The sequence below is a fragment of the Lacinutrix iliipiscaria genome (assembly GCF_042686125.1).
Taxonomy (GTDB): domain Bacteria; phylum Bacteroidota; class Bacteroidia; order Flavobacteriales; family Flavobacteriaceae; genus Oceanihabitans; species Oceanihabitans iliipiscarium.
Genome location: NZ_JBHUOV010000002.1, coordinates 97,128 through 112,014, shown reverse-complemented (window position 1 = coordinate 112,014; position 14,887 = coordinate 97,128). Strand labels below are relative to the sequence as shown.

The following is a 14,887-nucleotide window of genomic DNA, read 5'->3' as shown; positions in this document are numbered from 1 at the left end:
TTAACTCAGTTAATGAAATCGAAGAATGAGATTAAGCAATGGTTAAGCATTCAATATGCACGAGCTACTAGTAAATCACTTTTATGCGACGACGTAGGAGGGAAGCATAATGTGTGTGGAGTGGATTATTTAAATTGCATTATCATCAAATAAAAAAAGCTGATTACTTATCTCTAAATCAGGAACTCCTTGATATTTACCGAGTAAATAATCCTTTTCAAATGAAGCATCTTTTCTAATTTTCTTTTCATACAATGACTTCATTTCAGTAATTCCATATTTATCTTTATCAGTCATAATTATTTGATCTCGTCTAAATAGTCTACTATTAGAATTGATAAAAAAAGAATTGTGAGAAGCAAAGATTAATTGAGCACCATAAGGATTATTATCACTTGAATTAAACAATTGGATTATAGCCTTGCTCAACAAAGGATGTAATCTAGCATCAAATTCATCAATAATTAAAGTCTTTCCTTTTATTAAAGTGTCAATTATTGGACCAGCTAATGAATAGTATTTTCTTGTTCCTAAAGATTCGCTTGCCATTAAGTTAAAATAAGCTTCATCTACAGGTTTATTGTTTTTATCATAGACTGTATGTTGCGTAGTAATAATAGTGTTCTCTTCGTTTGAGTCAAGAATAATCTTTTGAATTTCCTTCGGCACTTTATTTTTAGTAAGCATTTCAGCTGTTAAGCTAATTTTTTCTGTTTTAATTTTGTTAAAACCTAAATTAGCTCCTTTAATAAAATTGTTTACATAGACACTTTTTTCTGGATCACTTAACATTTCAGTTGTATAATCCATTATGAATCTGTCTTCAGTTCCAGAAACATATTGTATATCTCCAATGCTTTTCAATAAATCTATCGCAAGTGCAATATTAAATTGAGCGCAAACAGAAAGAAACAAAGCATTATCTCTTGTGATTCGAATTAAGTTTTTACTTGTTTCATCAAACTTTTTAGAAATTTCAAAGTTTTTTAAATCTCGGTCAAATAATAAATGCTCTTTATTTTTACTAGTTGAAAATAGCCATTCCTTATAAATTTTATCAGTATCTGCTTCAAAACCATAACGATATTTAACAGATTCATGAATAAACTCAATTTCAAAATAACTTGGTTCATTAATAGTTTCCAATGATAGTCTAAATGGTTCAATATCTATCGGTTCATCTGCTTGTGAATCTTTTGATGACATTAATATGAATCGTCTAACAAATTTAATAGCTTTAAACAAATTACTCTTTCCGCTAGAATTTCCTCCATATAAAACAAGACTCTTTAATAATGATACATTATTGATAGGGGATTTAATAATATTATCTGCACGATACTCTGTTAGAGACGTGGCTGTCAAGTCAATAGTTGTTCTGTTTTTGAACGAAAGATAATTTTGAACCGTGAATTTTACGAGCATTTAATCGTTTTTTAGTGCTATTAGTCGTCAAATATAGTAAAATGTACGACATTATCGTATAAAAGTACAAATAAATTTTTAAGTATGAAAATAAAATTGTAGATTTGTACGTATATTTCTCATATAATTGATTTTTTTGGAGAAATTTAACATTAATACTAGATAATAAACACGTAAATATCGATAAAATGAGCAAAAAAAATCAACACATAGTTAAACATAAAGATGGTTGGGCTGTTAAAGGAGCAGGTAATGAAAAAGCTACAAAAGTAGTTTCAACACAAAAAAAAGCCATAGAAATTGGTACTCAAATTGCCAAAAATCAAAATAGTGAATTACTTATTCATGGAAAGAATGGTAGAATAAGAGAACGAAATACATATAGTGGAAACGATCCGTTTCCGCCAAAAGGTTAAATTTAATTAAAGATTAATAGCATGAAAAAAACATTAAAAAAGAAAAAATTCACAGAACAATTTGGTATTGCAAAAAGCCAAAAAGAATTAGAATTTATAGACATTCTGGTGGATATGGATATACCATTATTCATTAGTCCTTGGCTTATTTCTGCAAGTAATTGTGATATGAGTTACAAGATTGAAATTACATTAAAAAAATATTTTGAAAAATTACTTAAACTTATAAAAGAAAATAAAAAAAATGAAGCTATAAAACTTTTATTGTTCTTAAGAGAACCTACAGAAATTCACATGGGTTATGGTTTTGAGCAATTTCATGGTAAAGCAATAGGTAGGGAAAAAGCAGAACATCTTTATGATATATTTTCTAATAGTAAAGCTGCAAAAACCACACTTCTTTCTGATATATGCTATAGTCAATTACTTGTTGAAGGAATTGGTTCTGATAATGTTAGTGATATGGTTGCTGCAATATGTAGAAATATATTTGCAGAATTTACATCACAGCAATGTATTTTACACAATGTTAAAAACACTTTTGATATAAAAATTCAAGTATTTGATTATGTAGATGAAAAATGGAAAACAAAGACTGTAAAGTTACCAGTTCATAAAGGTGAGCATATAATTTTAATACCAAAGCGCTTTATTTCAATCGATAGGTATTATTCGTCAAAGTTTGATGAATATATGATAAGAAACAAAAAAGTGCCAGAAATTATGGGAGGTAAGCAATTGTCTGCTGCTTCTGGTCTTTTTAGAATACTTAAGGATGAAACAAAAAAGCCAAGATTAAAAGCTTTTTATGCAGAGTTTTCTAAACCTAAAGGGAAGCTTTTTGATCATATTATAGAACATGGTGATAAACCTCTAATAGATTTTAAAAAAGATATTATTGAAAAATACAGTCCTTTGAGCGACGATGAAATAAATTATACAATACAGAATTATATTGATAATATCATAAAGAACAATTAAAAGTAAATATTATATGGGACAAGTAAAACAATGGATGTTTGACAAAGAACATGAAGACGATTTAAAAGACTTTTTAAGTCAATTAATGGATAGAAGTGAGTTGGAAGGTGCAATTGAAGGCATTACAAAATTCTTATTAGATAAAGGTTTTAATTCGTTATCTGATAAACAAAAATATGTTCTTGAAAACTTTGCAGAAAATTACGCAAGTGATCATGAGTGTGAAAGATGCGGAAATGGTAATGTAGCAGAACTTACAGATCATATATACATATCAGAGAATAGTTTGTGTCCAATGTGTGAATATGATAGAGAAAAATTCATGAGAGATTAAAATGGCCTCATAAAATTTTGGCTAAAACAGGAGTTTAAATAATTGATTAATACATCAATTATTTAAATCTGCCAGTTGATGCGGCTGGGTAGTAAGCGTACATAGTTTAGGCTATACAAATGCAACGAGCCGTTAATTGTTTTTAAAATACAAGTATGAGTTCTATTTTACATAATAGCACACCCGAAAGAAAAAGGAGCTCCTTCGGGTGTCCCTCGGATATGCGTCGGGTATGCCTCGGGTATGCTTCGGGTATCTGCAAGCACAAAAAAAAGCTTTTTTAAGTCCTAAGAAACCTCAAAACAACGCAATCTCAGAATATAGAATCAATTGATATTCAAGAGCAGCATTACATACAGCCAGTTTCAAATCCTTAAACACATCACTTTTAAAGAAATCCATAGCAATCACTAAGCGCTTAGAATCGCGTATTTAAAAAATCTTGAACCATTGTGCAGAATATTAAAATTATCGGAAAAACAAAACGATAAAGTGTAATGAGCTTAAAGTTTATAAATAATAAATACAACAAGGAAGCCACAATTAGCTTGTCATAATTACTAACGATATAAGTCAGGCAGCCATTATATCTGCAATTATGTCAAATATCGCTTAAAAGCGCTATTATGCTAATTGTTGTAAAATGTACTATAATTAATATTATGTAAAATAGAAAATATGAGTATCCACTCTATAGGTTACAAAACTAGTTATAATACAAATCACTGTAAATAAAGAAATTATAATAAAATGAGAAGTTTAAAATAGACTATATTTTGTTCTGCGTCCATTAAATTGGGTTTTGTATTTCATCGAAAATTCTAAAATTTTCTTTGAAATAAAATATCATACATTATATTTGATTTCCCTCCATAACCAAATCTTAACCTAATGAAACCTACTAAAACCCGACCTAAGTCAGAGAAATCGCGACTGCAATTACTTCATCAATATTATACTTATACTGGTTTTTACACATTCGTGGGCAATGCCATTAAAAAAGCATTACCATATGTAACTGCTTTAATCATACTCTTAGCAGTCATTAATCAATTTGTAGATATTAATGCCATGTTAGTAAGTATTACTCAGGCTTTACCAACGTATGGTGTATTGGCTTTCTTTTTTACTTCTGAAGCACTTTTAGGTTTAGTGCCTCCAGAAATATTTATTGTTTGGGCTGGAAAAATGACTAACCCTTGGTTGTTTTTATCTGTATTAGCTATTTTGTCGTATTTAGGAGGTTTAGTTTCTTATTATTTAGGCCATCTTATGACTAAAAAGCCTGCGGTACATAATTATATTGAAGCTAAAATGGAAAAGCAGCTTAAAAACTCTAAAAAATGGGGCGGATTTTTAATTATTGTTGGTGCACTCTTACCTGTGCCCTTTTCTGTATCCTGTATGGCTGCTGGACTTATCGAGTTTCCATTTAAAAAAGTAATGGGCTTTGGTGCTTTGCGTTTAGTGCGATTTGCAATCTACGGATTAATCATTTTTAATGTCATTTAAAAAAAACTTAAAGTCTCTAGGTATATCATCTTAGTACTGTACTTTTGTACTCTAATTATTTTGATATGAATACCTTTCAACATCTGCTTTACGATTATCTATTGTCTTTAGGCTTATCTGAGAACGCATCAAAATATCTCAACATGTTAGGCTTATTAATAGCCTTAATGATTATAACAGCTATTGTCGATTTTGTGATTCGTAAACTGTTAATTAATGCTTTTTCGGTGTTTGCCATACGCTCTAAAACAAAGTTCGATAATATCCTGGTAAAGAATAAAGCACCTAGAAATATTGCACATATCATTCCGCTTATTATTGCTTTAGAGCTTATTCCTATTGTCTTTGTTGATTTTCCTTATTTTGAAAATATCATAGAAAAAGGCCTTCAAGTATTCGGAATTATTCTCGTATTATGGATTGCTAGAAGCATCTTGAACTCAATAAAAGATTACCTTAAAACGCTTCCTAGATTTAAAGACAAACCTATTGATAGTTACATTCAAGTGTTTATGATTTTCGCTTGGATTATTGGCCTCTTCTCTATTTTCGCCATAATTACTGGTGTGTCTTTCTGGAGATTTGCAACAACGCTTGGTGCTGCTTCTGCCATTATTCTTTTAGTGTTTAGAGATACAATTCTTGGCTTTGTCGCAAGTATTCAAGTGTCTATAAATGATATGGTGCGCATTGGCGATTGGATCACTTTTGATAAATATGGTGCTGATGGCGATGTGGTAGAAATTAACCTTTCTACTGTAAAGGTCCAGAATTTTGATAAAACGATTACCACCATTCCTACTTACGCCTTAATTTCTGATTCGTTTAAAAACTGGCGTGGAATGAGCGATTCTGGTGGACGACGCATCAAACGCTCAATTATTTTAAAGGCATCGAGTATTAAATACCTTACAGCTGATGAGATTGAAAAACTTAAAAATATTCAACTCATTGCTACCTATTTATCAGAAAGAGAAAAGGAAATTAACACCTATAATACTGAACATGAAATTGACAAGTCCACTTTAATTAACGGTAGAAACCTTACGAATCTTGGTGTATTCAGAAAATACATACAGTCGTATATCGAAAACCATTCAGCCATTAATAAAGACATGACCATCATGACCAGACAGTTGGCGCCTACACCTCAGGGTTTACCTTTAGAAATTTATGCCTTTAGTAGTGATAAACGTTGGGTTAATTATGAATATATCATGTCTGATATTTTCGATCATAGCTTGGCTGCTGTTCCGTTTTTCGATTTAGAATTGTATGAATTAGCAGTAGCTGCTGAAGCCTAAAAAGGCAAGGCTTTTAAGTCGACATTACCACCAGAAAGAATGACGCCAATAGTGTGGTTTTTATAGTCCGCTTTCTGTTTTATAATAGCTGCTAAAGCGACAGCACTCGAAGGTTCTACCACGATCTTAAGGCGTTGATATATAAGACGCATGGCTTCTATAATGTCATGTTCTTCTACTCGAATAATAGAGTCAACATGCTTTTTTAGAATAGGAAAATTAATATCACCCAAATGGGTTCGCAAGCCATCAGCAATCGTACGAGTTGATGCATTTGTTTCTATCGTTCCACTTAATAGTGAACGATACGCATCATCTGCTTCAAAAGGTTCTCCACCTAGAATTTTGCAATGCTGACCAAAATGATGTGCTGCTAATGCAGTTCCTGCTAACAAGCCTCCACCTCCAACTGGTGCAATCACAACCTCCAAATCAGGATAGTCCTCTAAGAGTTCTAAGCACGCTGTAGCATTACCATGAATCACATCTATATCATTTGAAGGATGAACAAAAGTGAGTCCATTACTATCTGCAATGCGTTGCGATACAGCTTCTCTAGCTTCAGGTGTTGACTCGCATTCGGTAATTAACCCATTATAACTTAAAACAGCATCTTTTTTAACTTGTGGTGCATTTTCTGGCATTACAATATGAGCTGTTACACCTAAACTTTTAGCCGCTAAAGATAAAGCTTGAGCAAAATTACCAGAAGAATGCGTAACGACTCCTCTATCGCGTTGTTCTTGAGTGAGTTGAAGAATAGCATTCGTAGCACCTCGCATTTTAAACGCGCCCATTTTCTGAAAGTTTTCACATTTAAAAAATAACCGTGCTCCAACTATGGCGTTAATTCCTTGTGAAGTTAAGACAGGTGTATGATGAATATAAGGCTGAATCCGTTCGTGCGTCTCTAGAATAACTTGTTTATCCATAGTAAAATGTAAAACGGAAAGGTACTTAATTTTGAAGCTAACGCAAAGCGGAAATTATTCTGCAACGCGACCATGCACTTCTTCAAACACAGTATCAAAGTTTTCACGTAGATAGGCTCTGAGTTTTAATCTGTAGTCGTTTTTTAACCACTCTACAAAGTTGAAAGTACTTTTACTGATGCATTTCGTGTAGCGTCCAATACGATAATCGATATCGTCTCCTAACATTTTGGCTAATCCTAAAGCATCATATACATCTTCGCTGTTTTCAATACAAATTCTAGCATGTTGAGCTATAGAGCGCTCTAAGACAACTTTAGAAGATTCACCATTCTTAATAGAATCAATGTAGGTTTTTTTGATATCAAAATAAACTTCTTCCGAATTAGAAAATTCTGCACGTAATTCGTCAGGCATTTCATATCTAAAATTACTTTCAATATCTTCATCATTTAGAATACCATCTAAATAGAAATTAGGTGTTCTAAAAATGCGTTGCCAATCTAAATCACTTCCCCAAGGTCCAAATCTGTGAAGGTTGTTTCCTAAGTCAATGACTTGAAACGTCGATTTATTTTTTAGGATACGAGAACCACGACCAATCATTTGATAGTATAATGTAAGTGATTTGGTAGCACGATTCAGTATAATTGATTCCACAGTAGGTTCATCAAAACCAGTGGTTAAAATACTCACAGAAGTTAAAATTGCATCAGGAGTGTTCTTAAACCATTTTAGTATGGCTTTTCGTTCTTTTTTAGAGTTGGTATTGTCTAAATGCGCAATAGGATAACCAGCGCGTCTAAACGTATCATAAACATGCAATGACGTATTAATACCATTATTAAAGATTAGGGTTTTTTTCCCTTTACTACGTTCTTCATAAGCTTGAATAAGCTTTGAAAGCATGTCGTTATTCGTATATAAATCTTCTGAAGATTTTACGGTATAATCTCCATTTGCACCAACGATTAATGAGGTTAATCCAACATTATATGAATAGATTTCAGCGCGCGCCAAAAATTCATTTTCAATTAAGTGCTCAATAGTTTCACCAACAATAAGTTCGTCATAATTATCATTCATTGGAAGCTTAATATTTGAGCTTAAAGGCGTCGCAGTAACACCTAAAATGAATGATTTTTCAAAAAACTTAAAAAGCTTAGTAAAGGAGTTATAATGGGCTTCATCAATAATAACCAAACCAATATCAGAAATGTCAAGCTTATCTTCTTGCAATCTATTATTCAAAGTCTCTACCATGGCCACAAAGCAGCTGTATTGGTCTTGGTCGTCTAGATTTGCTTTACTACTTACAATTTTATTTTCAACACCAAATTCGGTTAGCATGTTCGAGGTTTGTTTGCACAGCTCGATACGATGTGTCATGACAAGCACTTTCTTTTTATGATGCTTTAGGTATTGCCTAACAATTTCAGAAAAAATCACAGTCTTCCCTCCTCCTGTAGGAAGTTGATATAGTAAATGGTAATCTTCAGGAGCATCTTCAAATGCTTTAAAAATTCTATTTATAGCTCCTTTTTGATAACTATAAAGATCTTTTCCTGCTTTTCTTTCTTCTAATTCAGATGTAGAAATTGTGTGACTCATAAGTTTTTTCAGATGTGCAAAAATAACATCTTTCTATAGTTATATAAAGTTAATTGGTAAGAAAATTTTTAAATAGTTATTAACTATTCTTTAATAATAACAATTGTGGCTTTTACACCAGCAGCAAGGCTCCATTGATTGGCTGAAATAATTTCTGAATCTTCTTCTAGGATTTGGAATTCTGCAGTATTTGGTGCCATTGAGCCAACATTTAAGGCATAAAAATCAATTTTATTAATGCCTTCTTTTAAGGCTAAAGTGAACCCATTATAGCTTCCTGATAACAGAATTCTTGGTTTAAGGATTTCACCATCAATAAAGATGCGAATATAGTCACCATCAAATTGACCATAATCTCTATATACAATGGTTACTGTTGGGGATTTTGTTGTAAAGTCACCAAGAAATTGATCTACAGTATCTCCACCATAACCTCCTTTTTCTATAACCTTGTCTTTATAAGCTGTATGCTTTTTAAGATCTTTTGCATATAACTCAGCTGGATTACCAAATTCTTCTGTTTCAAACATTGAGAATTCTTTTTTTGGTAAATCTAAGGGCTGATTCTTTTTTGGAACTGATAATCCATTCACTTTATCTTCCTGAGGATTTATTAAACCTGTGTTCTCAAGAGGTTGACTCTCGGTTTCTACCTCCTGCTCTATTTCACCTTCATCACTTTCAATTACAGGAATAGCTACAGATTTTTCTTCACTATCAACTTGTGCATAAATTGAAGTGCTTAAAACACTAAAAAGAAAAATAAATAATAATCTCATATTAATAGAATAATTCAATTCTTTGTTTTCAAAAATCGTTCCTAAGTTTATAATATGCAATTTTAATGAATTGTTTTTAATTTATTTAACGTTATTTTATTCGTTTATTACGTCTTCTATCTATATTTAAAAGACATTGTATCAGTGTTTAGTGTTAAAATTTGTTAAATTACTAGTTGGTATAGCACAGTACTGTAACATTTTGATAATTACGTCGTCTATTAAGTATAACAATCAAAAAACAAACAATCATGAGAACATTAAACACCAACCAATTATCAGGAACATTAAGTAGCACTAAAAGTTATAATTGGAATAGTAAAAGACGCTACAGATAGTAAAAATTTAAAACATCAATCAAATCAATCAAATCAATCGAGTTATGAAAAGGTTAATCAAATTATCTAAACAAGTTAATGGTATTGTAGACGAGCAAACCATAGTGAATAGACATATTCTTCGTTTTTATAATTCTGATGAAAGTATTTGGAAAGGCACAAAACGCTTTGCACATTAGGAACGTTTTGAATTAGTCTATAAAAAACAGCTGACAGAATAAGTTAGCTGTTTTTTTTATGGTACTGTTTTTGTGATTATTTAATTATTATTCACATAAACCTATCTAGTTATGAGGTATTTAAAGTCATCTCCATCAGTAAATGCAGGCTCTATGGCAGACATTGCATTTTTGTTACTTATTTTCTTTTTAGTGACAACCACGATAGCTTCAGATGAAGGGATTAATAGAAAGTTGCCACGTGAATGTCCACCAACAGTAGATTGTAGTGAAATTTTAAATGAGCGTAATGTATTGCGAATAGTCTTAAATGCAAAGGATGAAATCCTCGTTGAAAATAAGATGGTTACCATTAATGAAATTAAAGAGCTTACTAAGGCATTTATTGACAATAATGGTGATGCATCTTGTTTATATTGTAATGGACAACAACTTGCAACATCTTCAGATCATCCGAAACAAGCTGTTATTTCTTTACAGAATGATAGAAAAACCTCGTATGCAAAATTTATAAGTGTACAAGATGAAATTACAAAGGCCTATTCAGAATTACGTTCGGTTTATAGTCGATTAAAGTTCAATAAATATGCTGAAGAATTAACAAATGAAGAAATTCAAGTTGTACGAGATGCCTATCCTTTTATTATAAGTGAAGCGGAAACAAAATAAAATAAGCCTAGTTAAAAACTAGGCTTATTAAATTATTTACTCGGTAATGCCTTCTAGGTCTAAGAAGAAACTGAACATTAAAGCCGTTCGTTTGTAGCGTTCAAAACGTCCAGAAGCACCTCCATGACCATTTTCCATATTACAATCCATTAGTAACAGGTTATCATCTGTTTTCATAGCTCTTAATTTGGCAATCCATTTTGCAGGTTCCCAATATTGCACTTGACTATCCCAATAGCCTGTTGTAATTAAAATATTTGGATAGTCTTTAGCTTCTACATTGTCATAAGGGGAATAAGATTTAATATAATCGTAGTATTCTTTAATTTTCGGATTTCCCCATTCGTCAAATTCAAAAGTAGTTAAAGGTATGGTTTCATCTAACATCGTTGAAACCACGTCGACAAATGGTACAGCAGCCACAACACCATTCCATAATTCTGGTTTCATGTTAAGAATAGCTCCCATAAGCAATCCGCCAGCGCTTCCACCATAAGCATATAAATGTTCGTTATTGGTGTAGCCTTTATTAATTAAATACTCGCCACAATCGATAAAATCTGTAAACGTATTTTTCTTTTTTAATAGCTTACCATTTTCATACCAATCACGTCCCATTTCTTGTCCACCACGAACATGAGCAATGGCATAAATAAATCCACGATCTAACAAACTTAATCGAGTAGAACTAAAATTAGGATCCATGCTATTGCCATAAGAACCATACGCGTAGAGCAATAATGGGTTTTTACCATTTTTATCAATTCCTTTTTTATACACAATTGATATTGGTATTTGAGTACCATCTTTAGCTGTTGCATATAGGCGTTCGGACATATAGTTATCGCTTGAGAAATTAGGGTCTAGGACTTCTTCTTGTTTTAAAACTTGAGAAGATTTAGTGTCCATATTATATTCAAAATTTGTGAAAGGTGTGGTTAATGATGAATAATTATATCTCAATTTATTGGTGTCAAAATCTAAATTAGATGTTGTATAAGCTAGATATGCAGGATCATTAAACGGAATATAGTGCTCCTCGCCTTCCCATGCTTTAACTCTAATATTTATTAATCCATTTTTGCGTTCTTCAACCACTAAGTAATCTTTAAAAAGTTCATAACCTTCAAGATAAACATCGCTGCGATGTGGAATAACATCGACCCAATGTTCTTTTGTTGTGTTAGAAAGAGGTGTTTTAACGAGTCGAAAATTGTTAGCATCTAGATTGGTTCGAATGTAAAAATGGTCTTCATAATGATCGACTGAATATTCTAAGTCTCTCTCTCGAGGTTGAATAACTTTCCATTCGCCATTTGGAGTATTAGCATCTAGATATTGTAATTCTGTTGAAAGGGTTTGAAAGCTTCCAATAAATAAATATGCTTTAGATTTAGATTTCCAGACAAAGCATCGATACGTATCATCTTTCTCTTCATAAACCAATTCATCTTGATCTTGATGAGTACCTAGTACATGCTTAAAAATTTTATTAGACCTTAATGTTTCAGGATCTTTGGTTGTATAAAAAACAGTTTTACCATCATTTGCCCAAGTCGCGCCACCACTTGTATTATTTAACTTATCAGCTAAAAGTTCTCCAGTGTTTAAATCTTTAAAATATATAGTGTATTGACGTCTAGAAATAGTATCAATACTAAATGCTAATAGTTCGTTATTTGGACTCACAGCACTTGACCCAAAACCATAATAAGCAAACCCTTTAGCCATTTCTGGTCCATTTAACATGATTTCTTCCTTAGCATTATCTTCAACTTTCTTTCTGCAATACAAAGCATAATCACCACCTTCTTCGTAGCGCGTATAGTATGAATAACCATTGTCTGTGACAGGAACAGAAGCATCATCTTTTTTAACTCTACTCACCATTTCCTCATAAAGTTTCTCTTGAAACTTATCAGTATGACTCATGATTTTAGCAGTATATTCGTTTTCTTGATTAAGGTAATCTAAGACATCTTGAGTTTGAGCGTCTGGTGTTTCTGCATTTTTTTGCTCGTCGCTTAAACGCATCCAGAAGTAGTCGTCTGTTCTAGTGTCACCATGTGTGACAATTTCTTTAGGGATTTTTTTTGCAATTGGAGCTTCAATAGTTTTTTGCTCCTTCTGTTCCTCTTTGTTTTTACATCCAACTAAGACAAATAGAGCGATAAACAAATAATTGATTGGTGTTTTCATGTTATATACGGTTTATTATTCCATAAAGTAACAAAATAAAACAGACTCAATTATGATTTAAACTCTTGAATTTTAATTTTTTAAGAAAAAATTAATATGCTAATAAATTTAAGAGTTCACCTTCAAATTTATCACGAGATAAATACTGATCTTCTAGCTGATTAATAAAAGGGATCGGAGTTTCTAAACTTGCAACGCGTTTCACAGGAGCATCTAAATGTTCGAAACAATTTTCCATAATTAATGCAGAAATATCACTAGCAATCCCTCCGAATAAAGAATCTTCTTGTAGTATAATAACTTTTCCTGTTTTCTGAGCAGAGGTGTAAATAGCCTCAGTGTCAAGCGGTTGTAAAGAGCGTAAATCGATAACATCTGCATGAATATCAGGATGTTTATCTAAAGTATTTAACGCCCAATGTACAGCAGCACCATAAGCTATAATTGTAATGTCATGACCTTCTCTTAAAAGAGAAGCTTTGCCTAGAGGTAAAGTGAAATACGCTGTAGGAACATCTTGACGAATACTTCTGTATAAGGCTTTATGTTCAAAAAAGAGCACAGGATTAGGATCGTTAATAGCAGTCGCTAAAAGGCCCTTAGCATCGTAAGGAAACGCTGGGTACACCACTTTTAATCCAGGAGTTTTGGTAAACCATGCTTCATTAGTTTGACTATGAAAAGGTCCTGCAGCAACTCCAGCACCACAAGGCATACGTAAAACGACATCTGCATTTTGACTCCATCTATAATGTGATTTAGCTAAATAATTAACAACAGGATTAAAGCCTGAAGTTACAAAATCTGCAAATTGCATTTCTACAACACTTTTCATTCCAGCAATAGATAATCCCATTCCAGCTTCAACAATAGCAGATTCACAGATAGGTGTGTTACGTACTCTGTCTCTTCCAAATTGCTCAACAAAACCATCAGTTATTTTAAAAACACCACCATATTCTGCAACATCTTGTCCCATGATAATTAAATCATCATGACGCTCCATGCTTTGTTTTAAACCTTGAGAAATGGCATCGATTAGTCTTAATTCTTCAGTAGTATCATTCGGACTAACTTCTTGATAGGTATAATTTTGATAGACATCATTTAACTCTTCACTTTCAGAAGGAGTTATAATAGCTTCATCAAATGCTTGTTGTAAATGTTCATTTATTTCTTGAACGATATCTTCTTTAATAGCAACTTCTTGCGCCTCATCAATAATACCTTCATTTTTTAAAAACGCTTGAAAATTTTCTAGAGGATCTTTCTTTGCCCAGGCATCCATTAAATCTTGAGGCACATACTTTGTTCCACTCGCTTCTTCATGCCCTCGCATTCTAAAAGTCTTAAATTCAAGTAAAATTGGTCTCGGATTTTTTCGAACGCTTTTTGCTAAATCATTAACTTTGGTATAGACTTCTAGGATATTATTACCATCTATAATGTGGCTTTCCATACCATAACCCAAAGCGCGATCAGCAATATCTTTACAGTTATATTGTTCACTTGTTGGAGTTGATAATCCATAGCCATTATTTTCAACACAGAATAATACAGGTAATTGCCATACAGAAGCTACGTTTAATGCTTCGTGAAAATCGCCTTCGCTTGTTCCACCTTCTCCAGTAAAAACAGCTGTGACTTGATTTTTATCTTTTAGTTTGCTTGCTAAAGCAATACCATCTGCTACACCTAATTGAGGTCCAAGATGAGAAATCATACCAACAATTTTGAAATCTTGAGTCCCAAAATGGAAGCTTCTATCACGTCCTTTGGTAAAGCCATTTGCTTTTCCTTGCCATTGCGAGAATAATCTAAATAAAGGAATTTTTCTAGTGGTAAATACGCCTAGATTTCTATGCATTGGTAAGATATATTCATCATCTAGCATAGCTTTTGTAACACCTACAGAAATGGCTTCTTGACCAATTCCTGAAAACCATTTAGATATTTTTCCTTGGCGCAATAGAATAAGCATCTTTTCCTCAATAAGTCTAGGCTTAAGCATGCTTTTATATAAATCGATTAAGGTTTCTTTATTTAAACCCTTTTTGTTGTACTCAATCATAGTTTTAGAAAACGTTTCCAATCCTTTTATATTTAGTTTTCAAATGTAATTAATTTTTAATGTTAAGCTAGGTTTTAGTTTAATTTTACTGAAGATTTTCGTTACATTTGTAATTCGACTTATTAAAATATAGACTT

13 protein-coding genes are annotated in these 14,887 nt (G+C 32.2%); 7 read left to right on the top strand and 6 right to left on the bottom strand.

The window, feature by feature from the left end; all coding sequences use genetic code 11:
* Positions 1–129: 129 nt before the first annotated feature.
* Positions 130–1,425, bottom strand: a complete 1,296-nt coding sequence (locus tag ACFS5M_RS07585; protein WP_183487517.1) for an AAA family ATPase — start codon at positions 1,423–1,425, stop codon at positions 130–132.
* 188 nt (positions 1,426–1,613) lie between these two features.
* Here ACFS5M_RS07585 and ACFS5M_RS07580 point away from each other — a divergent pair, with 188 nt between their 5' ends.
* The 5 genes from ACFS5M_RS07580 to ACFS5M_RS07560 all read left to right on the top strand — a co-directional run bounded on the left by ACFS5M_RS07580 (position 1,614) and on the right by ACFS5M_RS07560 (position 5,972).
* Positions 1,614–1,841 carry a DUF2188 domain-containing protein gene (locus ACFS5M_RS07580; protein ID WP_183487515.1) on the top strand — a complete coding sequence of 76 codons (228 nt, stop codon included), beginning with the start codon at positions 1,614–1,616 and terminating at the stop codon, positions 1,839–1,841.
* A 21-nt stretch (positions 1,842–1,862) separates the two neighbouring features.
* Complete coding sequence (locus tag ACFS5M_RS07575; protein WP_183487513.1) at positions 1,863–2,822, top strand: hypothetical protein; 960 nt, start codon at positions 1,863–1,865, stop codon at positions 2,820–2,822.
* Between the two features lie 13 nt (positions 2,823–2,835).
* Entirely contained in the window at positions 2,836–3,156 is a 321-nt protein-coding gene (locus tag ACFS5M_RS07570) for a hypothetical protein (protein WP_183487511.1), read from the top strand.
* Positions 3,157–4,047: 891 nt separating this feature from the next.
* On the top strand, positions 4,048–4,668 hold the full coding sequence (locus ACFS5M_RS07565) for a YqaA family protein (RefSeq protein ID WP_183487509.1): 621 nt from the start codon (positions 4,048–4,050) through the stop codon (positions 4,666–4,668).
* 65 nt (positions 4,669–4,733) lie between these two features.
* Positions 4,734–5,972, top strand: a complete 1,239-nt coding sequence (locus tag ACFS5M_RS07560) for a mechanosensitive ion channel family protein (protein ID WP_183487507.1) — start codon at positions 4,734–4,736, stop codon at positions 5,970–5,972.
* On the opposite strand, the gene ACFS5M_RS07555 is transcribed toward ACFS5M_RS07560, so the two are convergent.
* The 3 genes from ACFS5M_RS07555 to ACFS5M_RS07545 form a co-directional block, all read right to left on the bottom strand.
* Positions 5,969–6,904, bottom strand: a complete 936-nt coding sequence (locus ACFS5M_RS07555) for a pyridoxal-phosphate dependent enzyme (RefSeq protein ID WP_183487505.1) — start codon at positions 6,902–6,904, stop codon at positions 5,969–5,971. The two genes, ACFS5M_RS07560 and ACFS5M_RS07555, sit on opposite strands and share 4 nt — an antisense overlap.
* A gap of 54 nt (positions 6,905–6,958) precedes the next feature.
* Positions 6,959–8,515: a DEAD/DEAH box helicase gene (locus tag ACFS5M_RS07550; protein ID WP_183487504.1), complete on the bottom strand. Its 1,557-nt coding sequence runs from the start codon at positions 8,513–8,515 to the stop codon at positions 6,959–6,961.
* Positions 8,516–8,598: 83 nt separating this feature from the next.
* Entirely contained in the window at positions 8,599–9,294 is a 696-nt protein-coding gene (locus tag ACFS5M_RS07545) for a hypothetical protein (RefSeq protein WP_183487502.1), read from the bottom strand.
* 382 nt (positions 9,295–9,676) lie between these two features.
* On the opposite strand from ACFS5M_RS07545, the gene ACFS5M_RS07540 reads away from it, so the two are divergent.
* Both ACFS5M_RS07540 and ACFS5M_RS07535 read left to right on the top strand, forming a co-directional pair.
* Positions 9,677–9,811 (top strand): hypothetical protein, encoded by a 135-nt coding sequence (locus tag ACFS5M_RS07540; RefSeq protein WP_379898440.1) that lies wholly within the window; start codon positions 9,677–9,679, stop codon positions 9,809–9,811.
* Between the two features lie 111 nt (positions 9,812–9,922).
* Positions 9,923–10,480 carry an ExbD/TolR family protein gene (locus ACFS5M_RS07535; protein ID WP_183487501.1) on the top strand — a complete coding sequence of 186 codons (558 nt, stop codon included), beginning with the start codon at positions 9,923–9,925 and terminating at the stop codon, positions 10,478–10,480.
* A 36-nt stretch (positions 10,481–10,516) separates the two neighbouring features.
* On the opposite strand, the gene ACFS5M_RS07530 is transcribed toward ACFS5M_RS07535, so the two are convergent.
* Both ACFS5M_RS07530 and ACFS5M_RS07525 read right to left on the bottom strand, forming a co-directional pair.
* Positions 10,517–12,679, bottom strand: coding sequence for a S9 family peptidase (locus ACFS5M_RS07530; RefSeq protein WP_183487499.1), 2,163 nt, complete (start codon positions 12,677–12,679; stop codon positions 10,517–10,519).
* 91 nt (positions 12,680–12,770) lie between these two features.
* On the bottom strand, positions 12,771–14,750 hold the full coding sequence (locus ACFS5M_RS07525) for an alpha-ketoacid dehydrogenase subunit alpha/beta (RefSeq protein ID WP_183487497.1): 1,980 nt from the start codon (positions 14,748–14,750) through the stop codon (positions 12,771–12,773).
* Positions 14,751–14,887: the final 137 nt, after the last annotated feature.